This is a genomic window from Nocardioides allogilvus, assembly GCF_003047285.1.
GTDB classification, from domain to species: Bacteria; Actinomycetota; Actinomycetes; order Propionibacteriales; family Nocardioidaceae; genus Nocardioides; species Nocardioides allogilvus.
In genome coordinates, this window is record NZ_PZYX01000001.1 from 388,342 (window position 1) to 411,723 (window position 23,382).

Consider the following 23,382-nt stretch of genomic DNA (forward strand, 5'->3'; position numbering starts at 1 on the left):
TCGAACAGATGTTCGAGAGAGAATGGGTCATGGCCACCGACACCGTCACCCCGACCGCGATGATCGTGGAGCTGAGGGAGACGACCGCAACGTTGCGGTCGGCGCAGACGCGGGTGTTCGTGCTGGCAGCGGAGTGGGCCGATGCGCATCCCGACGAGAAGGCGACCACGAGTGGTGCGTGCATTCACGGCTGTCCGACCACGGGGCTGCCGGGTGAGGACTTCGGCGGCGGCTGCGCGAATGGTTGTGTCGGTGACCCGGACGGGTTCGACGATCCGTTCATCCCCTCGGTGCGGTGGGACGCGCCGGCGGCGTTCGGTGGCGCGATCGGGCGGTCCACCAACGCCGCGTCGTGCCTGATCCGCGATGCGCTGATCGTGCGACACCGCCTGCCCCGGCTCTGGGACCGGGTGCTCGTGGGCCAGGTCGAGCCGACGAAGGCGCGGATGCTCGCGCGCTCGATCATGGGTCGCCCGCGTGATGTGGCGGACCACATTGACACCCACGTCGCTCACCTCGCGCACAAGATCGGTGAGGTCGCGCTGGAGAAGAAGATCGACGAGGCGATGCTGCGGCTCTATCCCGAGCAGCGTGAGGCCGACCAGCTCGAGGCCCTGGACCGGCGGTTCGTGCGGCTCGACGAGGCCTCGATCAACCACACCGGGATCGCCGACATGGCCATCCGTGCGGATTGGAAGGACCTGTTCGACTTCGACGTCACCGTGTCCCGGGTCGCGGTCGCGATCGCCGCGAGGGACGCGGCCCTGGGCCTGCCGGCGGAGTCCCTCGACGTACGCCGATCGCGTGCGATCGGGATCCTCGCGGACCCGGCCGCCGCGCTGGCCCTGCTGTCTGGCGACGACGCCCCAGCCCCGGGCAAGCGGGCCGAGCTGGTGCTGCACATCACCGACACCAACCTCGTCGGCCTGGACCCGGTGGCCCGCAATCTCACCCGCGACCGCGCGGTCCTGGACCAGCTCGTGCGTGACTGGTGCGGCCGGACCGACACCCACCTGGTCGTCCAGCCCGTGCTGGACCTTGCTGACCACGACCAGACGTCCGTGCACCAGATCAAGACCCGCACCCGGATCCGGGCCGACCTGATCGCCGGGACCTGCGTCTTCCCGTGGTGCACCAGAGCCGCCCGGGCCTGCGACCACGACCACATCGTCCCGTTCGACCACGACGACCCCACCACGGGTGGCGCGTCGTGTGACTGCAACATCGCCCCGCTCTGCAGGCATCATCACCAGCTCAAGACCCACGCCGGGTGGCGCTACACGCCCCTCGAGAGGGGCACCTGGCTCTGGTCCGACCCCCACGGCCAACAGTTCCTCCGCGACCCCGACGGCACCACCGACGTCACCCCCACCGACCACCGCAGAGGCACAGGCTGCCGACACCAGGTCAACCGCCAATAGGGACATCCGTTGCGCCGCCGACATCACGGTCGGCCTCGTGCTCCTTGAGCACACCCGCCAGCTGGGCGATGTGGTCCGGTCCCACCCGGCAGCAGCCGCCCACCAGCCGCGCTCCAGCGGCGACCCAGTCGGCCGCGAGCGCGGTGTTGAAGACCCCGTCGCCACTCCACGTGTGCGACTCGCTGTCCCAGGTCTCGCCGAGGTTCGGGTAGGCGACAGCAGGACGACCCGTGACTGCGACCGCCGCCGTCACGGCCTGCATCACGTCGTACGGCGCCGAGCAGTTCACCCCGGCAGCCACGATGCTCGTGCTGTCGGCCAGGACGGCGTAGGCATCTCGAAGGGGTTGGCCGGCGCGAGTGGAATCTCCCGAGACGGAGTAGGAGAACCAGGCAGGCAGGCCGAGCTCGTCGAGGAGCGGCACCAGCACCTCCGCCTCGTCGGCGTCGGGGATGGTCTCGACCGCGAGCAGGTCCGGGCCCGCCGAGGCCAGCAGCTCCAGCCGCGGTCCGTGGAAGTCGCGGAGCGCGGCTGGCGAGACGCCGTACCGACCTCGGTATTCCGAGCCGTCGGCCAGCACAGCGCCGTACGGACCGACGGACGCCGCGACCAGCAGCCGGCGCCCGGTGTGCGAAGCGATCTCGTCACGCACCCCGCACGCGAGCAAGACGCTGGAGACGATCGTGTGCTCGGCCTCGCGCTTCGTCAGCCCGGCCGCAACGAGGCTCGGGACGCTCGCCTGGTAGCTCGCGGTCGTCGCGACGTCGGCGCCGGCGAGGTAGTAGTCACGGTGGACGGCGGCGATCTGCGCGGGGTCGTCCAGGAGCAGGCGTGCGGTCCAGAGGTCGGAGGAGAGATCGAGACCGCGGTCCTCGAGCGCATTGGACAGTCCGCCGTCCAGGACGAGGACGTCATCGAGCTTCATCGGCCCATTATGGCCGAGTGGCACCGGCCGACGCCGGGTGCTCGGTGTCGCGGAGCCTGTGTCTGGCGACGAACCGGAACCGGTCCCCGCGGAACAGCGAGCGGGTCCACTCCACGGGGCGGCCGCCCGCATCCCAAGCCGTGCGGTGCACGAGCAACAACGGCAGCCCGACCTCGATCCCGAGCAGGTTCGCGGTCTCGGGGTCGGCCAGCGTCGTCTCGACGGTGTCCTCGACGGCATCGAGGTCGATCAAGTAGGCCTCGGCCAGGGTGCGGTAGAGCGAGCCGCGGGCGGCCATCTCCTCGGCCAGGCCTGGCAGAGGTCCCGGCAGATGGGCGATCTCCAGGGCGATGGGTTCTTCTTCCTGGGTCCGCAGTCGCGTCACGCGATGCACCGGGGCGCCGGGTGTGAGCTGCAGGTGGCGGGCGAGCTCCTCGTCAGCCTCGATCACGTCGATCTCCAGCATCTTGCTCCCCGGCCGCCAGCCCTCGGCGGCGAGATCTTGGGAGAAGGAGGTCAGGGGCCGCAGCTGCATCAGCTTGGGTCGGGCCACGAACGTGCCGCGGCCCTGCGTGCGCTCGAGGCGGCCGTTGACGACGAGCTCGGAGATGGCCTTTCGTACCGTCGTGCGCGACGTCTCCAGCTGCTCCGCCAGCTCGCGCTCGGTGGGCAGGACTGCCCCGACCGGGAGGTCGGCGATGAGTCGCTGGATCTCCCGTTTGACGAGGTAGTACTTCGGAACCTTCACAGAATCCTCCGCTCGGACGTCGTCCCGCCTCTTGACGGCCCGGATTGGTCTATGCCAATGTGCAATTGGTCTACACCAATCTATCAGCCGCCGGAGGATCCGATGTCAACCGCCGTCCCCACCCGAGCACCCTCCCGGCGAGGAGGGCTGCGCATCCCCGGATTCGCCCAGCTCCAGCGCCTCGGCAAGAGCCTGATGTTGCCCATCGCGTTGCTGCCCGCGGCCGGCATCCTGCTTCGTCTCGGTCAGGACGACCTGCTCGGGCAGTACGACCAGCCCGTCATCGGCCCCTTCTTCGACGCCATGAGCGCGGCGGGCGGCGCCATCTTCGCCAACCTGCCCCTGCTGTTCGCCGTGGGCGTGGCCATCGGGTTCGCCCGCAAGGCCGACGGCTCGACGGCGCTCTCGGCAGTCGCCGGCTACCTCGTCATGGCCGAGGTCTTCACGGCGATGTCGCCCATCGTCCTGGCCGGCGAGACCACGCCCTCCGGCGACCAGGCGACGATCAACTACAGCGTCTTCGCCGGGATCATCATCGGCATCGTGACGGCGTGGCTGTTCGATCGCTATCACACGATCCAGCTGCCGCCGTACCTCGGATTCTTCGGCGGCCGTCGGTTCGTGCCCATCGTCGTCTCGCTGGCAGCCCTGCTGATCGCGTTCGCGATGAGCTACCTCTATCCCCTCTTCGACATGGGACTGACCGGCATCGCGGAGTTCATCGGCGGCGCCGGCGCGGTCGGAGCGTTCGTCTACGGCTTCGTCAACCGGATGATGATCCCGCTCGGTCTGCACCACATCGTCAACACCTACATCTGGTTCCTGTACGGCGACTTCACGGCCGACGGGGCGACGTACACCGGTGAGCTCACCCGCTTCGCCAACGGCGATCCCGAGGCTGGTCGTCTGACCGCCGGCTTCTACCCCGTCCTGATGTTCGGCCTGCCCGGCGCCGCGCTCGCGATGATCCAGAGCGCCCGCAAGTCGCAGAAGAAGCTCGCGGTCGGCATCCTGTCCGCGGCCGCCATCACCGCCTTCCTGACCGGTGTCACCGAGCCGCTCGAGTTCGCGTTCATGTTCGTCGCCTTCCCCCTCTACGTGATCCACGCGGTGCTCACCGGCCTGTCCCTGGCGATCGCCTATGCCCTCGACATCCACCTGGGCTTCTCGTTCTCGGCCGGGCTGATCGACCTGCTGCTCTACGGCACCGCCCCCGCTGCGAAGAACATCCCGCTCCTGGTCGTGATGGGCCTGGTGTTCTTCGTCCTCTACTACGTGATGTTCCGCTTCGCGATCACCCGCTGGAACCTGCTCACCCCGGGACGCGACCCCGAGATGGACGGCGCGGATGACGCGGCCGACGCCACCACCGCTGACACCGTGCCCGGAGCGGCGACGGCACGTGCCCACCAGCTCATCGCCGCCTTCGGTGGCCCCGACAACCTCAAGACGGTCGATGCCTGCATCACGAGGCTGCGGATCGAGGTGGCCGACAAGGGCGCGGTGGACGCCGCAGCGCTGCGAGGGCTCGGAGCCGCGGGCGTCATGGAGGTGGGCAACAACGTGCAGGCCGTCTTCGGCACCCAGGCGGACGTCCTCAAGGACGAGATCCGGACAGCCCTGGCCGAGGGACCGGCACCGGTCGTTGCCCCTGCGGCGGCGCCCGCGGCCGCACCGGCGGTACCGCTCCCGACTGCAGCGGCCGGACGCGTGACGGTCCTCTCGCCACTCGTCGGCACGATGGTCCCGCTCGCCGAGGTTCCGGACGCGACGTTCGCGAAGGGCCTGGTCGGCCCCGGCCTGGCCATCGATCCGCCGCGTGAGGTCGTCGACGTGGTCGCGCCCGTCTCGGGCAAGATCCTCAAGCTCTGGCCGCACGCCTTCGCCGTCCAGACTCCCGAGGGAGTCGGCGTCCTGGTGCACCTCGGCATCGACACGGTGCAGCTCAAGGGTGAGGGATTCAGCTCCTATGCGGCCGAGGGGGACGACGTCGAGATCGGTCAGCCGATCCTGCGGTACGACGTGCCCGCCGTCGAGGCAGCCGGACGCAACCCGATCGTGCCGGTGGTCATCCTGGACCGCAAGGCCGACGCCATCTCCCTGCGCGACCTCGAGTCCGGCGTGAGCGTGAGGAGCCTGGAGCTGCTGCTCACGGTGGCCGCGGCGAAGGGCCCCGCAACGCCGCACTCGTAACCGGCGAAGTCACCCGGTCGTTGAGGCGGCACAGCCCCGAATGAGGAGTCGCCGTGCGCCGTTGGTCGAGTGTCCTTGCCCTGTCCCTGGTCCCGCTGCTGGCGGTCACGACGCTGCCACCGAGCGCGAGTGCGCAGGATGACGACTACGGCTACGTCCGCAACATCCTGCCGCCGGGCGAGAACGGCACGATCGACGCGACGGACCTGTTGACGGTCGGACCCGGCCTCGAGGCCCAGGAGGGCAAGAACGCGCCGCCCAACTTCGCAGACCAGCTCGAGATGTACGACGAGCTGACCACCCACGCGCCGTACAGCCTCGACAAGACGGACCTCGGCGGGCTCTTCAAGAGCGCAGGCTTCACCCCCGAGCAGGTCGTGCGCGAGGAGAGCCCGCGCGCCGGCGTCGCGATCCAGTGGGACCAGTTCGGTGTCCCCTACATCACCGGCACGACCTATGGCGACGTCATGTTCGGCTCCGGCTATGCCGCGGCGATGGACCGCATGTTCCTGATGGACGCGCTGCGCCACACCGGCTCCGGCCGGCTCGCGGAGTTCGCCGGCGGGACCCCGGGCAACGTCGCGATGGACGCCGCGCAGCACAAGGCGGCTTTCTACACCGAGGAGGAGGCGACCGCGCAGATCGACAAGATCGCGGGGGAGTACGGCGCCGAGGGGCAGCGCCTCGTCGGCGGGCTCGACGCCTACCTCGCCGGCATCAACGCCGGCCAGGACAAGCTCTGCCCGGCCGGCCTGGTCGTGGCACCCACCTGCCCGGTGGAGTACGCCCTCCTCGGCCAGCAGATCGAGAGCTGGGACCGCGCCGACGTCATCTACATCGCCTCGCTGGTCGGCGGCATCTTCGGCCGCGGCGGCGGGGGCGAGGCCGACAACGCGGCGTACCTCCAGCAGCTCACCAAGAAGTTCGGCAAGTTGAAGGGACGCGCGCTCTACCGCGACCTGCGCACCAAGCTCGACGCCGACGCACCCACCAGCGCGAGCGTGAAGACGGCGTACGGCGACGGCGAGGCGCTCGGCGACAAGCGTCGCGGCGTCGCGCTGCCCGACCTGGGCGGGCAGACAGGGCCCGGCTCGGGGACGGTGATCGCCCGCGAGCGCGTCCAGGCGAAGGTCGAGCGCGCCGAGCCGCGGATGGACCTGCCGAGCGGCAGCTTCAGCCTGCGCGAGCTCCGGCAGGGGATGAGCAACGCCCTGCTCATCGGTGCGAAGGAGTCGGCCACGGGCAAGCCCGTCGTCGTCTTCGGTCCGCAGACCGGCTACTTCACCCCGCAGCTGCTCAACGAGCAGGTGCTGATGGGGCCGGGCGTGCACGCCCGCGGTGTCTCCTTCGCCGGCACCAACCTCGTGGTCGAGCTCGGTCGCGGGATCGACTACGCCTGGTCGGCGACCAGCGCGTCCCTCGACAACGTCGACACCGTCGCGGAGCGCCTCTGCAACGTTGATGGCAGCAAGGCGAGCGTCGAGTCCGAGGGCTACCTCGTGGACGGCACGTGCGTGCCGATGACCAGGAACACCCCGAGCGAGACCGTGCACCCGAGCGCCGGCTGGCAGGGGGCGCCGGCGACCTACACCTTCCTCGTGCTCCGCACCCGTCACGGCATCGTGCAGGAGCGCACCACCGTCGACGGCGTTCCCGTCGCGCTCGTCGCGCAGCGCAGCACCTACGGCCGCGAGGTCGCCTCCGCGATCGGCTTCGCGCGGCTCAACAACCCCGACTACGTCAAGGACGCCAAGACCTTCCAGCGCGCGGCCCACGGCATCGACTACACCTTCAACTGGTTCTACGCCGACAACCGCGACATCGCCTACTTCGCCTCCGGGCGGCTGCCGCGGCGCGCGAAGGGCACGGCCTTCGACTTCCCGCGCTGGGGCGATCGCCGCTACGACTGGCGCGGCTGGCTCGGCTTCGACGACCACGTCCGCGAGATCAACCCGGAGCGCGGCTACCTCGTCAGCTGGAACAACCGGCAGTCGCCGAAGTGGGGAGCGCCCGACAACATCTGGGGCTGGGGCTCGGTGCACCGCTCCGACGCCCTCGAGGACAAGGTCCGCCGCGACATCCGCGGCTCGCGCAAGGTGTCGCTGACGCGCGCGGTCGGGATCATGGCCGACGCGGCGACGCAGGACACCCGCGCCACGTCGGTGCTGCCGTCACTGCTGAAGGTGATCGGCAAGGACCGCCGTACGACCGAAGCGCGCGCGGCCCTCAAGCGCTGGGCGCGCGCTGGGGCCCCGCGCGTCGACCGCGACCGCGACGGCGCCTACGCCCACCAGCAGGCGATCGCGCTCTTCGACACCTGGTGGGAGGACGGCGAGGAGTCCGTGGCCTACGACGTCATGGGCGACCGGCTCGGCGTGCTGGCTCGGGACGTGCCCGGCAACCTCGACGATCACCCGCGGGCCGGCACCGGCTCCGCGTGGATGGACCCGCCCTACTACAGCTACCTCAACAAGGACCTCCGCACGCTGCTCGGCGACCGCACCGTGCGCGAGGACCTCGCGTTCGCCTACTGCGGGCGCGGCAGCCTGAAGAAGTGCCGCCAGACCGTGCGTACGTCGCTGCGCGGTGCCGTCACGCGAGTGCTGGCCGCGCAGGGGGTCTCGAAGGTCGCCGACCTGACCTACGACAAGTCGATCGACGCCATCCGGCACTCCACCTCGGGCGCGGTCGGGGTGCGCGACATCGACTGGCAGAACCGGCCGACCTTCCAGCAGGTCGTCGCGTTCGAGCGGCACCGCCCCCGATGAGCGCCTAGGACGACTGCCGCGCCGCCTTCTTCGCCGCTGCCTCGGAACGGCGCTCGACGAAGCGGGAGGCCTCGGTGTCCAGCGCGGAGACAGCCAGCGCGAGCTCGTCGCGGGCTGCCTCCCCGTCGGCGTCGAGGCCCTCGAGCTCCCACACGCCCCACTGCCGCAGCAGGGGAGTGACGATGTCGTCGTGGTGGATCCGCAGGTCGTAGATCCCGGCCTTGGCCATCGCGACCGCCTTGCGGGTGAAGCCGGGGATGACGTTGCCGGGCATCTGGAAGTCGAGGACCTCATCAGTGACCGCGCGCATCGTCTGGCTCGGCGCGACCTGGAGGGCCGCGGCGACGATGTTGCGGTAGAAGATCATGTGCAGGTTCTCGTCCTTGGCGACCCTGCTCAGCAGCTTCTCCGCGATGGGCTCCTCGGTGTAGCGCCCGGTGTTGCGGTGGGAGACGCGGGTCGCGAGCTCCTGGAAGGAGACGTAGGCGCAGACGTTGAGCAGCGGCTTGTCGACGGTGTCGTAGCCCGTCTCCATCGTCTGCATCCGCGCCCGCTCGAGCTCGACGGGGTCGACGCCGCGGGTGACGAGGAGGTAGTCGCGGATGCAGAACGCGTGCCGCCCCTCCTCCGCTGTCCAGCGGTTGACCCACGTGCCCCACGCGCTGTCGCGGCCGAAGGCGCGGTCGATCTCGCGGTGGTAGCTGGGCAGGTTGTCCTCCGTCAGCAGGTTGACCTCGAGCGCCGTCCGCGCGATCGGGGACAGCTGCGACTGCGCGACCTCCCACGGGTCGCCACCCAGCTCGGCGAAGTCGCGTCCGAGGCTCCAGGGCACGTATTCATGCGGCATCCACTCGTCGGCGATGGCGAGATGTCGGTCGAGGTTCTCCGCCACGGTCGGTTCGAGCTCCGCGAGCAGCTGGGCACTTTCGAGCGCGGCCATGCTTCATCCCTACACCCCCAACCACCCTGTTGAACAGAGTCGTCAGGTCAGCTCCGACAGATCGGGCGGTACGTCGACGGAGTGGCGCCGCAGCACCTCGAGCGGGACGACGTCGAGCGCCCGCACGGACGTGGCAGCCAGGACGACGGGGGCGGCGCGCCCGGCGTCGTACGCCTGGAGCCAGCGCACGGCGACCACGCACCAGCGATCACCGGGCGCGAGGCCGGGGAAGCCCCACTCGGGGCGCGGGGTGGACAGGTCGTTGCCGACCTCGCGCTGGTGGGCGAGGAAGTCTTCGGTCATGACTGCGCAGATCGCGTGCAGGCCGACGTCCTGCGGCCCGACCGTGCACGTGCCGTCGCGGTAGAACCCGGTCATGGGTTCGGTGCCGCAGGACTCCAGCTCGCCACCGAGGACGTTGCGCTCGCTCATGGACCCAGCATCGCGCACCGGGGGTCAGTTCCAGATCGCGGTGGCCCACTCGGGGTGGTCGATGAACGGGTTGCGGTTGCCCTGCCAGGTCGAGTGGATGCGATCGTTGCGACGCATCTCGAACGTCGACACCGGGTCCTCAGAGTTCCACGCGATCAGCACCTCAAGGTCGCCGATCAGGGTCGAGGAGGAGCCGACGGTGCTGCTCATCTCGAGGTTGTTGAAGCCGTCGCCGCCCTCGTAGCGGATCGCCATGTAGAGCAGCATCCGCGCCACGTCGCCCTTGACGGCGTCGCGCGGCTCGAAGGAGTCGGCGTCGGTCCAGCAGTCGGTGCACCCCGACACCGCCGAGCCGCCGAGGTCGAAGTCCTTGTTGCCGCGGGTGGAGTTGACGGCCACGTCCTCGGGGCGGATGTGGTGCAGGTCGGTGCCGGGCCCGGCGCTGGTGGTGAAGCCGCCGCGCGACTGCGCCCAGACGTGCTCACGGTTCCACTGCCCGAGGTTGCCGCCGTTGCTGCTCTTGGAGATGGAGCGTCCGGTGTAGAGCTCGATCACGTTCGCGGTGTTGGCGGGGTCCTGGTCGGTGTCCTTGAGCGCGGTCCACACCTGGTCGTAGGACAGCTGGGTGTGGGCGTCGATGATGTCGTGCAACGAGGTGCGCAGCGCCGTACCCGTCTTGCCCATCGCCGGCGCGTAGTAGGTGCTGTCCCACGGGCTCGTGCCGCCCGGAGGCGGCTCGGTGGTGCCGCCGGCGAGCGCGAAGGCGGAGGTGCCCGTCATGCCGGGGTGGGAGAAGTACGCCGACAGCGCTCCCGTCACGTCGATCTGCTTGCCCATCAGGCCGGGGTTGGTCTTCAGCCCCCATTGCGCGCGGTACGCCGACGGGATCTGCACGTAGAGCATCTGCGACGTGCTCGTCTGGCTGGCGGAGTCGGCGATCGCGAGGGCGTAGTCGTTGGGGAAGTCCGACCGCACGACCGTGTTGGTCGCGGTCGGCTGCCCGACCACGTAGCCGCGAACGGTCTGCGTCGCCCCGGTCTGCTGACCGATGGCCTGGCTGACGGTGAGCGGGGTGGCGGCCGTGGCCGGTGCGACCGGCGAGAGGACGACGACGAGTGCGCTGATGAGGGCGAGCGCGAGGGCTCGACCCGTCCCGAGATGACGGTTCATGATCGGGAGCATGGCGCACCCCGGCGGCCCTGGGAAGGGGCGTCGGGGTGACGGGTCGGTGACTACTTGAGGTTGCAGAACCTCTCGACCTTGTCCGTCGGGCCGGAGACGATCAGCTGGTCGTTGCGCGCGACGGACGTCTCGGGCCGGGCATAGGTGAAGTCCTCGCCCAGCCGCTTCACGCCGACGATGGTGACGCCGTGGTGGGTCCGGGGCGAGGACTCCGCCAAGGTCTTGTCCCAGGTCTCCTTGGGCGCGTGCGCGCGAGCGATGGAGAAGTGGTCGTCGAACTCGATGTAGTCGATCATCGAGCCGGTCAGCATGTGCGCCACCCGCTCGCCCATGGAGTGCTCGGGATAGACGACGTGGTGGGCGCCGACGCGCTCGAGGATCGCGCCGTGCTTGCGGGTGATGGCCTTGGCCCAGATGTCGGGGACGCCCGCCTCGGCGAGCGCGAGGACAGTCAGGACGCTGGCCTCGATGTCGGTGCCGATGGCGACGACTGCCCGGTCGAAGTCGCTGATGCCGAGCTGGCGCAGCGCCTGATCGTCCGTGGTGTCGGCCTGCACGACGTGGGTCAGCTCCTCGGCCCAGCGCTCCACCAGCGCGAGGTTCTCGTCGACCGCGAGCACCTCCTGGCCGAGGTTGACCAGCGACTGGGCGACGGCGGTGCCGAACCTGCCGAGTCCGATGACGACGACGGACACGGAGTCCGGCTTGTTCCTAGCCAACAATGGGACGCTCCTCGGGCAGGTGGAAGTGGCGGTGACGGGTCTTCAGCGCCAGGGCGGTGGCGACGGTGATGGTGCCGACGCGGCCGACGAACATCAACAGCATGAGGGTCACCTCGGCCACGGGCGGCAGGTCGGGCGTGATGCCGGTGGACAGACCGACCGTGGCGAAGGCGGAGATCGACTCGAACAGCACGACGTCGAGGGCGTAGTCCGTGGACAGCAGGATCACCATCGTGCCCGTGCTGATCGCGGCGATGGCTAGCAGCGCGACCGTGAGCGCCTGGCGCATGGTCTCGCTGCTGATGCGCCGGTGGGCGACGTTGGTGTCGCGCTCACCGCGGACCTCGGACCAGATGACGTAGGCCAGCAGGAAGAACGTGGTGACCTTGATGCCGCCGGCGGTGCCCGCTGAGCCACCGCCGATGAACATCAGGACGTAGTTGACGGCCATCGTCTCGGGGGTGATCTGGCCGTAGTCGACGCTGTTGAACCCGGCCGTGCGGGGCACGACGCCACCGGTCACGCCACCGACGAGCTTGCCCCAGGTGTCGAGCGGCCCGAGCGTGCCGGCGTTGGTCCACTCGAGGGCCAGGAAGGCGGCCGTGCCGACGACGAGCAGGATGCCGGTGCCGTACACGGTCAACCGGGTGTGCACTGTCCAGCGATCGGGGCTGCGCCAGCGACGGCGCAGCTCGAACAGGACGGGGAAGCCGATGCCGCCGGCGATGACGGCCACACAGATCGGGAAGATGATCCACGCGTCGTCGACGAAGCCGATCAGGCTGTCGCTGTAGAGCGCGAAGCCGGCGTTGTTGAATGCCGACACGGAGTGGAACGCGCCGTGCCACAGGGCCTGGCCCCAGGTGTCGTCGTAGGCCGCCCGGAAGCGGAACGTCAGCATCGTGGCGAAGGCGATCTCGAACGCCAGGATGGTGATGGCGATGCGGCCGATGACGTGGCGCACGTCGCCGATGTTGAGCGTGTGCGTCTCGGCCTGCGCGATCAGCGACGACTTCAACCGCAGCTTGCCGCCGACGAGCAGCCCGAGCAGGGTCGCCAGGGTCATGATCCCGAAGCCGCCGACCTGGATCAGCGCCATGATCACGCCCTGGCCGAACGGTGACCAGTACGTCGCGGTGTCGACCGTCGCGAGTCCGGTCACGCACACCGCGGAGACGGCGGTGAAGGCTGCTGTCAGGATCGGCGTCCGCTCGGGTCCCGGGGTGGACCACGGCAGCGCGAGCAGCACGGTGCCCACGACGATCGCCGCGAAGAACGCGACCGGGACGACCCGGGCAGGATGCAGAACGGATTGCCGGAGACGTCCCACGGGATCACCGTAGCGGCGCGTCGGCGTCCGGTTCTCCATAGGCGCGCGGCGGAGCGTTTCGCCGGACCCCCGCGGCGGGCATCTCGGCCGCGTCGAGCCTGAATCGGGGGGTGTCGGCCACGCCCGATGATGGCTAGCCTCGCCGGTGGGGGACGCGATCACCGCGGCCACGACGTGAGGACTCTCGGCATGGCTCTCAAACGACCGACCAGCACTCCCGACCAGCGCGGCACGGGGGACGAGCTCCACCAGGGCGTCAAGGGGGGCGAGCGGATGACGACGTCGACCGGCACCCCGCTGGGCGACGACCAGAACTCGCTCAAGGTGGGCGATCGCGGCCCCACCGTCCTCGAGGACTTCGTCTTGCGCGACAAGATCTTCCACTTCGACCACGAGCGCATCCCCGAGCGCGTCGTGCACGCGCGCGGCTACGGCGCCCACGGCTACCTCGAGTGCCTCGACCCGGTGCCTGACCTGACCCGGGCCGCTCCGTTGCAGAAGAAGGGCCAGCGGACCGAGGCGTTCGTCCGGTTCTCCACGGTGGCGGGCAACCTCGGCTCGCCCGACCTGGCCCGCGACGTACGCGGGTTCGCGGTCAAGCTCTACAGCGAGGAGGGCAACTGGGACATCGTCGGCAACAACATGCCGGTCTTCTTCATCCAGGACGCGATGAAGTTCCCCGACCTCGTCCACGCGGTCAAGGAGGAGCAGGACCGTGGCTGGCCGCAGGCCGCCAGCGCGCACGACACCTTCTGGGACTTCGTGTCCTTGATGCCGGAGTCGACGCACATGCTGCTGTGGGCGATGAGCGATCGCGCGATCCCGCGCTCGTTCCGGTTCATGGAGGGCTTCGGCGTCCACACCTACCGCTTCGTCAACGCCGACGGGAAGGCCACCTTCGTCAAGTTCCACTGGAAGCCGCGACAGGGCATGCAGTCGGTGGTGTGGAACGAGGCGGTGAAGATCAACGGCGCCGACCCCGACTTCCACCGCCGCGACCTCTATGCCGCGATCGAGTCGGGCGACTTCCCCCAGTGGGACCTCGGTGTCCAGGTCTTCGATGACGCCTTCGCCGACAAGTTCGACTTCGACGTGCTCGACGCGACCAAGATCATTCCCGAGGAGGTGCTGCCCGTCCGGGTGATCGCCCGCCTCACCCTCGACCGCGTGGTCGACAACGTCTTCGCCGAGACCGAGCAGGTCGCCTTCTGCACCCAGAACGTCATCCCGGGCATCGACTTCACCAACGACCCACTGCTCCAGGGCCGCAACTTCTCCTACCTCGACACCCAGCTCAAGCGGCTGGGCAGCCCCAACTTCACCCACATCCCGGTCAACGCACCGCGCTGCCCCGTCGCGCACTTCCAGCGCGACGGCCACATGCAGACGATGCCGCAGACCGGCCGGGGCAACTACGAGCCGAACTCGCTGACCGGGGCCGACCGCGGTTCGCGCGCCGACCTCGTGCAGGGCTACCAGAGCGTCATGCGTGAGGAGCAGGGTCAGACCCGGCGGCTGCGCGCGGAGTCGTTCGCCGACCACTACTCACAGGCGCGGCAGTTCTTCATCAGCCAGACCGACGTGGAGCGCCAGCACATCGTGGCGGCCTTCGGCTTCGAGCTCAGCAAGGTCGAGGACCCCAAGATCCGCACCCGCATGCTCGCCAACCTGCGCAACGTGCACGACGACCTCGCCCAGCAGGTCGCCGACAAGCTCGCGATGCCGCTGCCGGACGCGGCCGAGGCAGCGGTCGCCCCGCGCACCGACCTGCCCGAATCTGCTGCGCTGAGCATCCAGCTCAACGGCCCCGACTCCTTCGCCGGACGCAAGCTCGGCATCGTCGTGACCGACGGCAGCGACAAGGCCGTCGTCAACGCGGTGGCCGGCGCCTTCGAGAAGGCCGGGGCGACGGTCGAGTACGTCGCACCCGCGATCGGGCCCGTCAAGCTGAAGGGCGGCGGCACGATCAAGCCCCACCACGCGATCGACGGCGGGCCGTCGGTGCTCTTCGACGCGGTGGCCCTGCTGCCCTCGCTCGCCGGTGCCACCGAGCTCGCCGGCCGGGCCAGTGCCAAGGACTTCGTCAACGACGCCTTCGCCCACCACAAGCTCATCGGTGTGGGCGCCGACGCGGGGGAGTGGCTGGCCGCTGCGGCGATCCAGCCCGACGCCGGTTGCCCCGACCTGTCGGTGAAGAGCGCCTCGGACTTCGTCAAGGCCTGCGCGGCGCTTCGGTTCTGGGAGCGCGACGTCCGCCCGTGACGTCGAGGTGGGCTAGCGTTGGCACCGATGCCTGACGACTATTGCGACCTGTGTGACCTGCCCCTGTCGACGTGCGTGCACGGGATGCCTCCGGCACCTCCGCCGCCCCCGGCGCCGGTCAGGGCACCTCGCGTGAGCACGCCCCGCGCTGCGAAGACCACGGCGCCCGCCGTACCCACCCGGCGGGCGCCGCGGAAGTGGACCCCACCCGAGGACTTCGCACCCCACATCGTCGGCGTGCTCGAGGCCGCCGGAGGCGAGCTCGACACCGAGGACGTCTTCACCGCACTGGAGTCGCGCCTGGCCGAGGATCTGCTCGACGGCGACCGGCAGCTCACGCCCGAAGGAGAGCTGCGGTGGCGCTATGCCGCCCGCCGGGCCCGGCAGTCGATGATCAAGGACGGCGTGATGGCCAAGGGCGCCCCCGGCGTGTGGTCGCTGGCCTGAAAACATCCACCGATCGTCGCGCTCGCGCCCGAACGGGCTAATCCCATAGGCTGTCTAGACATCTGGCTGGGCTAGTTCTCCAATTCCGCCACGCGGAGGCCGCCCAGTCTCTATCTTGAGTTTGCCCTGTGTGGGGCAGCCGTCCCTCGGGCGGAGAAGATGAAAGTCATGGGGTCCACATGAGCGACCAGAGCCCGTCCCAGGGACGCGACTCCCAACTCGCCGTCTCCGGCTGGCCGCTGCGACGCAAGGTTGCGCTCGCACTGGCGATCCCGCTGCTCCTCGCAGCGGCATTCGGTGGCCTCCGGGTCACCAACGACCTCGAGCAGTCCGCCAACGCCTCGGCGAGTGCCCAGCAGGTCACCGTGCTCGAGCCTGCGATCGCCTACCTCACCGCGGCCGAGAAGGGCATGGTCGCGGCCCAGTCGACGACCGGCACCAGCCAGAACGAGCTCGACGACGCGCTGGCCGAGATCAAGGCCGCCGCCGCCGAGCTTCTCGAGGCCCGTGACGACGCCGACCTCACCACTGAGCAGGGCCGCCAGGTCGACGTGATCCTCAGCCTCAGCCGCGCGCTGCGCGACGAGGCGACCGGCCCCGTCAGCCCCGGCACGTGGATCGCCCAGCTGCGGCAGATGCAGTCGGGTGTCACCAAGCTCATCACCACCATCATCAACGAGCAGCTCACCCCCGAGCCCCGCCTCGAGCTGCTGTCCCAGGCGCTCGGTGGTCGCTTCGCGCTCGCCATGCAGCAGGCGCTGGGCGCCACTGAGCGCACGGGTCGCAACGACGCTCTCCCCCTCTTCTCCGAGTTCGGTGCCGAGAGTGCCGCGCTCGACCGCCTTGCCGGCCAGCTGGGCGAGGCCGACGACTCGATCCAGGCCCTGCGCACCAACAACGGTGAGCGCGCCAACGAGATCCGCACCGGTGGCAGCGACCTCGGTGGCGCCGACGCCTACGACGAATACGACAAGCTGCAGACCACGCTGCTCGACGGCGTGGACGAGCAGCTCGCCGAGACCGCGTCCGACGCCCGCCGTCGCGCCCTGCTCAACGCCCTGCTGACCCTGATCGCGCTCGGCGCCGCCATCGCGCTCGCCCTGCTGATCTCGCGCACCCTCGTCAACCCGATCCGCCGGGTCCGCGAGGGCGCCCTCAAGGTGGCCCGCCAGGACCTGCCCGACGCGGTCGCCCGCATCCGGGCCGGCTCGGAGCCGGGCCCGATCAAGCGCATCGACGTCAACACGCACGAAGAGGTCGGCCAGCTGGCCCGGGCCGTGGACGACCTCCACCAGCAGGCCGTCACGCTCGCCTCCGGCGAGGCCAAGCTCCGTAGCCAGGTCGGCGAGATGTTCGTGACGCTCTCGCGTCGCAACACCACGCTGATCAACCAGCAGCTCAACCTGATCGAGGCGCTGGAGAGCGACGAGGAGGACCCGAAGCGACTCGAGAGCCTCTTCCGCCTCGACCACCTCGCGGCCCGCATGCGCCGTACGGCCGACTCGCTGCTCATCCTCGCCGACGCGCCCACGCGCTCGGCCGGCTGGGAGAGCGTCTCCATCGGCGAGACCCTGCAGGCCGCGACCGCTGGTGTGACCGACTACCAGCGCGTGCGGGTCGAGTCCGACCTGCCGATCCTGGTCAACGAGTCCGCCGCCGGTGACCTGGTCCACCTCGTCACCGAGCTGGTCGACAACTCGCTGTCCTACTCCTCGCCGCACACCAGCGTGGTGCTCGACTCCGTCGTCACCGACAACGGTGTGACCATCACGGTGGCCGATGCGGGTCTCGGCATCCCCGCCGACGAGCTCAAGCAGATCAACGAGAACCTGCGCACCGGCGTCGAGGTCACCCCCGACACCGCCCGTCGCATGGGCCTGTTCGTGGTCAGCCGGCTCGCCCAGCGCCACGGCGTCAGCGTCACGCTGAAGGCCAACAGCGGCGACGGCACGACCGCCTACGTCCTGGTGCCCAACGCGATCCTGCCCGAGCGCGCGCACCTCGAGCCGACTCCGGTCGAGCCCGAGCCCGAGCCGTTCGTGGAGGAGCAGGACGAGGCACTCGAGGCCGCCCCGATCGAGGCGTTCGAGGACTCCCCGGCACTGGTGCCGCCCACCCAGCTCCCGACGCGCGGCTCCCACGAGTCCGCCGTCGACGCGTCCGACCCGCTGGGCATCGGCGACTCCCACCTGCGATCGGTCAGCCCCGTGCTGCCGACCCGCGAGCGCGGCGCGACCCTGCCCACGCTCAGCGCGGCCGGCGTCCAGCTCCCCAAGGCCGACGGCGAGGAGACCGAGCCGGAGACGCCGCGCGAGACCAAGCGCGCCACCGGCGGGATGGCGTTGCGTTCCAAGCGCGACCTGACCCCCGTTGCGCCCATCGTCTCGGCCGTTCCGGATCTCCCGCGGGAGCCCGAGGTCGCCGAGGAGGTGGCCGACGAGTTCATCGAGGATGCCCCCGAGACCTACGCCACGACGTCCGCGCTCGACGAGCCGGCGCCGGTCGAGGAAGCCGTCGAGGTCGAGGCCCCGGTCGTCGAGGCCCCCGTGGTCGAGGTCCCCGTGGTCGTGGCCGAGCCGGTCGTCGAGGACGAGATCGAGGAGGAGAGCCCCGAAGCGCACATCGCGGCCCTCATGGCCAAGATCCGTCCCCAGCGCGGCCGACTGCCGATCCCGGACTACGACGAGGTTGACCACGCCGCCATCTTGCAGATGCCCTCGCGCGAGCGCGGGTCGCTCGGTGACCCGCTGACCGACCCCCTGCCGAGCGACCCCCTGCCGAGCGAGCGCGAGGTGGTCGCCCCGGTCGCGACGACGGCCCTGTTGGAGCCCGTGGAGTCCTCGTGGGTCGAGGTCGCCACCGAGGCCCCTGCAGCCAACCTGGTGTCCGAGCCGGTCTTCGACGTCGGCACGACCACCACCGTCCTGGACCAGCCGGCTCCGGTCGCGCGGGTCGAGGAGCCCGCGCTCAACGGGTCCGCGAAGTCGTCGTGGCTCAGCACCGACGAGCAGGACCGCGAGTGGACCTCGACTGAGGTCGAGGCCGGATGGGAGCGAGCCGACACCGTCGCCACCACCCACGAAGAGGTGTCCACAGATTCCGGACTGCCGGTCCGCCGCCCAGGTGCACGTCTCGTGCCGGGCAGCGTCACCAAGCCCGTGGGGAGCGCCGGTCGCGACCCCGAAGCCATCCGTGCTCGACTGTCCGCTCACAAGGCCGGTGTCCGCCGTGGACGCACTGCCTCCGTGCCTGCCGACGACCAGTAAGAAAGTAGAAGAGAAATGACCGAGTCCCAAGGCATCTCTGCCACCGACAACAACCTGAACTGGCTGGTGTCTCGCTTCGTCGAGGAGGTGACCGACGCGGCCCACGCGATCCTGGTGTCCGCCGACGGCCTCCTGATGGCGGAGAGCCAGAGCATCCCCGGCGAGCGGGCCGAGCAGGTTGCGGCCGTGTCGTCCGGTCTGGCCAGCCTCGCCGTCGGTGCCGCGCGCCTCTTCGACGGTGGGGCAGTGCTCCAGACCGTCGTGGAGATGGAGCACGGCTACCTCATGCTCATGAGCGTCGGCGACGGCTCCAACCTCACGGTCCTGACCGAAGAGGACGCGGACATCGGCCAGGTCGGTTACGAGATGGCGCTGCTCGTCGAGCGCGTCGGTCAGACCGTCCAGGCCGGGGCCCGCGTCAGTTCGTCGAACTGAGCGTGACCGGCCGTGACACCAGTTGAGTCAGACGGATCGGACGAGCAGGTCAGGAGACCTCGCTTCGTCCGGCCGTACACCATCACTTCAGGGCGGACCCACGCGACCGTGGACCTGCCCATGGAAGCGACCCTGCGTCTGGAACCCACGGACGACGGCGCCTCGGTGAGCGCCGCCGCCCTCCAGGTGCTCGAGGTGTGTGACCGACGCTCCGTCGCTGAGTGCGCGGCCCTCGTCAAGATGCCAATCGGCGTCGTGCGCGTCCTGCTCAGCGATCTCGTCGAGCACGGGTTCATCCGCGTACAAGCAACCATCACCGAGAACTCGTCCAAGGACGAGCGGATAGAGCTCATCGAAAGGACCCTCCGTGGACTCCGCACCTACTAGTCGCAACAAGGCAGCGTCGACCAAGATCGTCATCGCTGGCGGTTTCGGCGTTGGCAAGACAACCCTGGTCGGCTCTGTGTCGGAGATCCAACCGCTGCGCACCGAAGCGCTCGTCACCAACGAGTCGGAGGGCGTCGACAACCTCGACGCCGTCCCCTCGAAGGCGACCACCACCGTCGCCATGGACTTCGGCCGGCTGACGCTGGGCGAGGACCTGATCCTCTACCTCTTCGGCACGCCGGGCCAGCGCCGCTTCTGGTTCATGTGGGACGACCTGTGCCTCGGCGCGATCGGTGCGATCGTCATCGTCGACACCGCGCGACTCGACGAGTCCTTCTCGCCCCTCGACTACTTCGAGGCCAAGGGCCTGCCGTTCATCGTCGCGGTCAACCAGTTCGACGGCATCGAGCAGTACACCCTCGACCAGGTCAAGGCCGCCCTCGCGCTGCCGCCCGAGGTCCCGATCATCTCCATCGATGCACGCGATCGCGAGTCTGCCAAGGCCGCCCTCATCCGGGTCACCGAATACGCCCTCGAGCACCTCACCCGGACGCTGGCAGGTGCCAGCTGATGCGCACCTCACGTCTGCCGATGGCGCGTGTGGCCATCGCTTCGGTGGTCGTGCTCGCCCTGGCCGGCTGCGGCTCCGACGGTTCGTCGACGAGCGCACCCGAGCCCGAGCTCGTCAAGGACGGCGCCCTGAAGGTGTGCACGTCCCTGCCCTACGAGCCCTTCGAGTTCGAGCAGGGCGGTGAGGTCGTCGGCTTCGACATCGACCTCGTCAACGAAGTGGCCGCGGCGCTCGACGTCAAGGCGGAGTTCGTCAACGAGAACTTCGACGACATCGCCTCGGGGGAGCTGTTCAACGACGGGAGCTGCGACGTGGGCGTCGCCGCCATGTCGATCAACGGCGACCGGGCCCGCGTCGTCGACTTCTCCAGCCCCTACTTCAACGCCGCGCAGGTGATGGTGGTGCAGAAGGGCAGCGGGATCGACGACCTCAGCGACCTCGGCGGCGGGCGCATCGCCGTACAGGAAGCGACCACCGGCGAGCTCTATGCCAACGACCACGCGCCGACCAACACCCAGATCGTGTCCTACAAGAACGTCCAGGACGTCGACTCCGCGCTCAGCGGCGGCGCCGTCGACGCCGGCATCTACGACAACAACATCGTCGGTGACGCCATCAAGCGGCACCCCGACTTCGAGGTCGTCTCCGAGTTCGACACGGGCGAGCAGTACGGCATGGCGGTGGAGAAGGACGGCAACGTCGACCTCCTGCGCGTCATCAACGAGGTGCTCGCCGACATCCAGGAGAGCGGTCGCTACGACGAGATCTACGAGACCTGGTTCGGCAAGGCCAAGGCCCAGAAGTAGCTAGCGGTTGATCAGGTAGATCCCGACCGCCGAGGGGATCAGCCCGACGAGCAGCCACGGGGTGAGCGGCTTCTTGCCGTGGATCACGAACGCGACCGCGATCGCGATCACGCCGAACGCGCCGGCGATCAGGCACAGGCCGACCTGGGCACCGGGGCGCGGGTTGTCGAGGAAGAGCGCCGCGATGATCAGGCCCATCACCAGGTGGAAGATCGTGGTCACGGCGAGCGCGGACATCACCCAGCGCTGCACGCGGGTGAGGCTCTTGTTCTCGGACGCGTGATCGCGCACCGGGCGTGGTGCGTTGGGGTCCATCAGGTGTCGCGCGCGGCGGGGCTGGGCGGGCTCGGTCATCTCGGTCTCTCGGTCGGGGTGTCAGGGGCTCAGGGAGCGATGGTCAAGAAGATGAAGGCCGCCAGCAGGACGAGGTGCACGCCGCCCTGCAGGGGCTTGGCACGACCTGGGACCACGGTCAGGATGGCGACGACCACGGTCAGGAACAGCAGCACGATCTGCACGTTGTCGAGACCGAGGGACAGCGGCCCGTCGAGCCAGATCGACGCGACGGCGAGGGTCGGGATGGTCAGGCCGATCGAGGCCATGGCCGAGCCGAACGCGAGATTGAGGCTGACCTGGACCCGCTCGCGGGCGGCGGCGCGGACTGCCGCGATCGACTCCGGCATCAGCACGAGGAGGGCGATCGCGACACCGACGACGGCGTTCGGGAAGCCGACCGCCGCGACGCCGTCCTCGATGGCCGGCGAGACGATCTTGGCCAGGCCGACGACGGCGACGAGCGAGACGACGAGGAGCCCGGCGCTCCACGCGGTCGTGCGGTTGTCCGGCGGGTCGGCGTGCCCGTCGTCGTCCGCGTCCACGTGACCACCCGAGCCGAGCGTCTCGCCGTCGCGGTCGACGGGCAGGAAGAAGTCACGGTGCCGGATCGTCTGGGTGAAGACGAACAGGCCGTAGAGAACGAGCGAGGCGATGGCCGCGAAGGCGAGCTGCGGGCCGGTGTAGACGGGACCGGGCTCGGACATGGTGAACGACGGCAGCACCAGGCAGACCGTGGCCAGCGTGACGACGGTGGCGAGCATGGAGCCGGTGCCCTCGGGGTTGAACACCGCGAGGTGGTGCTTCAGCGCGCTGACCAGCAGTGACAGGCCGAGGATGCCGTTGATGCTGATCATCACGGCAGCGAAGACGGTGTCGCGGGCGAGACCGGAGGTGTCCTTGTCGGCGGTGATCATCAGCGTGATGATCAGCGCCACCTCGATGACCGTGACGGCGACCGCGAGCACCAGCGAGCCGAGCGGTTCGCCGACCCGGTGGGCGACGACCTCGGCGTGGTGGACCGCTGCCAGCACGGCTCCCACCAGCACCACGGCGACGAGGGTCAGCACTGCTGCGCCCGGGTGGCGCCCCCAGGTCGCGGCGAGCAGGAGCGCAGCGAGGACTGGCGTGAGCGAGGTCCAGAGCGGGCGCGGCATGGGCCAACCCTAGAGAGTGGTCCTCATCAGCCGTCGGGCGAGTTCAGCTTCGCGAGTCGTTCGGTGAGCTTCTCCACCCGGTGGGAGTTGCCCTTCAGGTCGACGTACTGCTGGCCGAAGATCGCGAGCAGGGCGTCGTCGAGACGACGGACTGCACCAGCGGGATAGCGGTAGCCCATCCGTCGGATGATTGCGTCGGCGTCGACAGAGGTGAGCAGCCCGTCGAGCTCGTCGAGCGAGGTGATGCCCAGCTCGAGCATCAGGCCGCCGATCCAGCCGTAGTGGTCGGTGTGCGACCAGCCGGCGTCGGCGTACTGCCCGGCCAGGAAGGCTGCCAGCTCCTGCCCGCTGATGCGCGGGTCGCTGGGATCGGCCTCGCCGGGGGAGACCGGGGCCACCGCCTGGAGACGCTCGCGGATGGTGGAGAACTCCCGGTCGGCGAGCTCGAGCAGCCCGGCCGCCAGTGTGAAGCGGCGGTCGAGGTCGGGGACGTACTCCTCCGGGACGGTGCCCTTGTAGCGGATGTCGTGCTCGAACTCGGCCCACGCGTGCTGCAGCACGGTGCGCACCTGCACGCTCGCCCGGTGGCCGCGCACCTCGTCGTACGGCGCCTGGTGCACCTCGTCGTCCGGGGGATCGGGCGTCACCAGGAGGTGCCGGCTGGCGTAGCCGAAGCCGCCGGCACGCGCGGTCTCCTGGCCCATGTCGCGGTCGTCGAGGATCGTCAGCTCGTCGTCGAGGAGCTCCGCGACCGCGGCCACGTCGCTGTGGACGTAGGTGATGACACGCACGCCGATCTGGTCGGTGATCTGGACGAGGGGATCGGGGTAGAGGAGCTGGTCGCCGACGGTCCGCGCGGCCTTGGCGGCGAACGACGCGACGCTCTTCGTCCGGCCGGTGACGCTGAGGTAGTTGATGCCGGCGTCGTCGAGCAGGGTGGTGATCAGCTCGACGAAGTGCTCGGTCGGCTCCACCAGTCCCGGCTGTAGTGCGGCATAGGCGCGCACGGCCTCGCGTACGGGCAGGTCAGTGGGGGGCACGGGCACAGCCTCTCAGA

20 protein-coding genes are annotated in these 23,382 nt (G+C 69.7%); 10 read left to right on the forward strand and 10 right to left on the reverse strand.

Going from position 1 to position 23,382, the window contains the following annotated elements:
- The first annotated feature begins 29 nt into the window (after nt 1-29).
- Nucleotides 30-1,421, forward strand: a complete 1,392-nt coding sequence (locus tag C9J87_RS01920; protein WP_107704576.1) for an HNH endonuclease signature motif containing protein — start codon at nt 30-32, stop codon at nt 1,419-1,421.
- Here the strand turns inward: C9J87_RS01920 and mmuM are convergent.
- Nucleotides 1,408-2,346 (reverse strand): homocysteine S-methyltransferase, encoded by a 939-nt coding sequence (gene mmuM, locus C9J87_RS01925; protein WP_010834094.1) that lies wholly within the window; start codon nt 2,344-2,346, stop codon nt 1,408-1,410. The genes C9J87_RS01920 and mmuM overlap by 14 nt on opposite strands.
- 7 nt (nt 2,347-2,353) lie before the next feature.
- Complete coding sequence (locus tag C9J87_RS01930; RefSeq protein ID WP_010834093.1) at nt 2,354-3,094, reverse strand: GntR family transcriptional regulator; 741 nt, start codon at nt 3,092-3,094, stop codon at nt 2,354-2,356.
- Between the two features lie 102 nt (nt 3,095-3,196).
- Between C9J87_RS01930 and C9J87_RS01935 the strand changes: the two genes are divergently transcribed.
- Nucleotides 3,197-5,287, forward strand: coding sequence for a glucose PTS transporter subunit IIA (locus C9J87_RS01935; RefSeq protein ID WP_107704577.1), 2,091 nt, complete (start codon nt 3,197-3,199; stop codon nt 5,285-5,287).
- 53 nt (nt 5,288-5,340) lie between these two features.
- Nucleotides 5,341-8,055, forward strand: coding sequence for a penicillin acylase family protein (locus tag C9J87_RS01940; protein WP_107704578.1), 2,715 nt, complete (start codon nt 5,341-5,343; stop codon nt 8,053-8,055).
- A 4-nt stretch (nt 8,056-8,059) separates the two neighbouring features.
- Here C9J87_RS01940 and C9J87_RS01945 read toward each other — a convergent pair whose 3' ends face one another.
- The 5 genes from C9J87_RS01945 to C9J87_RS01965 form a co-directional block, all read right to left on the reverse strand.
- Complete coding sequence (locus C9J87_RS01945) at nt 8,060-8,995, reverse strand: acyl-ACP desaturase (RefSeq protein ID WP_010834090.1); 936 nt, start codon at nt 8,993-8,995, stop codon at nt 8,060-8,062.
- 42 nt (nt 8,996-9,037) lie between these two features.
- Nucleotides 9,038-9,427: a DUF2237 family protein gene (locus tag C9J87_RS01950; protein WP_010834089.1), complete on the reverse strand. Its 390-nt coding sequence runs from the start codon at nt 9,425-9,427 to the stop codon at nt 9,038-9,040.
- Nucleotides 9,428-9,451: 24 nt separating this feature from the next.
- Nucleotides 9,452-10,597, reverse strand: coding sequence for an endonuclease (locus C9J87_RS01955; RefSeq protein ID WP_232819806.1), 1,146 nt, complete (start codon nt 10,595-10,597; stop codon nt 9,452-9,454).
- 62 nt (nt 10,598-10,659) lie between these two features.
- Complete coding sequence (locus C9J87_RS01960) at nt 10,660-11,304, reverse strand: potassium channel family protein (RefSeq protein ID WP_010834087.1); 645 nt, start codon at nt 11,302-11,304, stop codon at nt 10,660-10,662.
- Nucleotides 11,305-11,320: 16 nt separating this feature from the next.
- On the reverse strand, nt 11,321-12,661 hold the full coding sequence (locus C9J87_RS01965; protein WP_036493358.1) for a TrkH family potassium uptake protein: 1,341 nt from the start codon (nt 12,659-12,661) through the stop codon (nt 11,321-11,323).
- Nucleotides 12,662-12,850: 189 nt separating this feature from the next.
- On the opposite strand from C9J87_RS01965, the gene C9J87_RS01970 reads away from it, so the two are divergent.
- The 7 genes from C9J87_RS01970 to C9J87_RS02000 all read left to right on the forward strand — a co-directional run bounded on the left by C9J87_RS01970 (nt 12,851) and on the right by C9J87_RS02000 (nt 20,835).
- Nucleotides 12,851-14,923, forward strand: coding sequence for a catalase (locus C9J87_RS01970; protein WP_010834085.1), 2,073 nt, complete (start codon nt 12,851-12,853; stop codon nt 14,921-14,923).
- Between the two features lie 132 nt (nt 14,924-15,055).
- On the forward strand, nt 15,056-15,370 hold the full coding sequence (locus tag C9J87_RS01975; RefSeq protein WP_010834084.1) for a hypothetical protein: 315 nt from the start codon (nt 15,056-15,058) through the stop codon (nt 15,368-15,370).
- Nucleotides 15,371-15,549: 179 nt separating this feature from the next.
- Nucleotides 15,550-18,636, forward strand: coding sequence for a sensor histidine kinase (locus tag C9J87_RS01980; protein WP_107704580.1), 3,087 nt, complete (start codon nt 15,550-15,552; stop codon nt 18,634-18,636).
- A gap of 15 nt (nt 18,637-18,651) precedes the next feature.
- On the forward strand, nt 18,652-19,071 hold the full coding sequence (locus C9J87_RS01985; RefSeq protein ID WP_010834082.1) for a roadblock/LC7 domain-containing protein: 420 nt from the start codon (nt 18,652-18,654) through the stop codon (nt 19,069-19,071).
- Nucleotides 19,072-19,179: 108 nt separating this feature from the next.
- Nucleotides 19,180-19,458: a DUF742 domain-containing protein gene (locus tag C9J87_RS01990; protein ID WP_010834081.1), complete on the forward strand. Its 279-nt coding sequence runs from the start codon at nt 19,180-19,182 to the stop codon at nt 19,456-19,458.
- On the forward strand, nt 19,439-20,029 hold the full coding sequence (locus C9J87_RS01995) for a GTP-binding protein (RefSeq protein WP_010834080.1): 591 nt from the start codon (nt 19,439-19,441) through the stop codon (nt 20,027-20,029). Before C9J87_RS01990 ends, C9J87_RS01995 begins: the two co-directional genes overlap by 20 nt.
- The gene (locus C9J87_RS02000; RefSeq protein ID WP_036491213.1) at nt 20,029-20,835 is read left to right on the forward strand and encodes an ABC transporter substrate-binding protein; all 807 of its coding nucleotides are present in this window, start codon (nt 20,029-20,031) and stop codon (nt 20,833-20,835) included. Before C9J87_RS01995 ends, C9J87_RS02000 begins: the two co-directional genes overlap by 1 nt.
- On the opposite strand, the gene C9J87_RS02005 is transcribed toward C9J87_RS02000, so the two are convergent.
- Genes C9J87_RS02005 through C9J87_RS02015 form a run of 3 tightly spaced genes read right to left on the reverse strand, consistent with a single transcriptional unit; the run spans nt 20,836 to nt 23,365 of the window.
- The gene (locus tag C9J87_RS02005; RefSeq protein ID WP_010834078.1) at nt 20,836-21,189 is read right to left on the reverse strand and encodes a hypothetical protein; all 354 of its coding nucleotides are present in this window, start codon (nt 21,187-21,189) and stop codon (nt 20,836-20,838) included. It abuts the gene before it with no gap.
- A 29-nt stretch (nt 21,190-21,218) separates the two neighbouring features.
- Nucleotides 21,219-22,325, reverse strand: coding sequence for a calcium:proton antiporter (locus tag C9J87_RS02010; protein WP_107704581.1), 1,107 nt, complete (start codon nt 22,323-22,325; stop codon nt 21,219-21,221).
- Between the two features lie 26 nt (nt 22,326-22,351).
- Nucleotides 22,352-23,365, reverse strand: a complete 1,014-nt coding sequence (locus C9J87_RS02015) for a GTP pyrophosphokinase (protein ID WP_107704732.1) — start codon at nt 23,363-23,365, stop codon at nt 22,352-22,354.
- Nucleotides 23,366-23,382 lie beyond the last annotated feature (17 nt).

What these genes read in the sequence shown, in the direction of transcription:
- C9J87_RS01920 (WP_107704576.1), top strand. Translation starts at nt 30, where the DNA reads ATGGCCACCGACACCGTCACCCCGACCGCGATGATCGTGGAGCTGAGG.
- mmuM (WP_010834094.1), bottom strand. Translation starts at nt 2,346, where the DNA reads ATGAAGCTCGATGACGTCCTCGTCCTGGACGGCGGACTGTCCAATGCG.
- C9J87_RS01935 (WP_107704577.1), top strand. Translation starts at nt 3,197, where the DNA reads ATGTCAACCGCCGTCCCCACCCGAGCACCCTCCCGGCGAGGAGGGCTG.
- C9J87_RS01945 (WP_010834090.1), bottom strand. Translation starts at nt 8,995, where the DNA reads ATGGCCGCGCTCGAAAGTGCCCAGCTGCTCGCGGAGCTCGAACCGACC.
- C9J87_RS01950 (WP_010834089.1), bottom strand. Translation starts at nt 9,427, where the DNA reads ATGAGCGAGCGCAACGTCCTCGGTGGCGAGCTGGAGTCCTGCGGCACC.
- C9J87_RS01955 (WP_232819806.1), bottom strand. Translation starts at nt 10,597, where the DNA reads ATGAACCGTCATCTCGGGACGGGTCGAGCCCTCGCGCTCGCCCTCATC.
- C9J87_RS01970 (WP_010834085.1), top strand. Translation starts at nt 12,851, where the DNA reads ATGGCTCTCAAACGACCGACCAGCACTCCCGACCAGCGCGGCACGGGG.
- C9J87_RS01980 (WP_107704580.1), top strand. Translation starts at nt 15,550, where the DNA reads ATGAGCGACCAGAGCCCGTCCCAGGGACGCGACTCCCAACTCGCCGTC.
- C9J87_RS01985 (WP_010834082.1), top strand. Translation starts at nt 18,652, where the DNA reads ATGACCGAGTCCCAAGGCATCTCTGCCACCGACAACAACCTGAACTGG.
- C9J87_RS02000 (WP_036491213.1), top strand. Translation starts at nt 20,029, where the DNA reads ATGCGCACCTCACGTCTGCCGATGGCGCGTGTGGCCATCGCTTCGGTG.
- C9J87_RS02005 (WP_010834078.1), bottom strand. Translation starts at nt 21,189, where the DNA reads ATGACCGAGCCCGCCCAGCCCCGCCGCGCGCGACACCTGATGGACCCC.
- C9J87_RS02010 (WP_107704581.1), bottom strand. Translation starts at nt 22,325, where the DNA reads ATGCCGCGCCCGCTCTGGACCTCGCTCACGCCAGTCCTCGCTGCGCTC.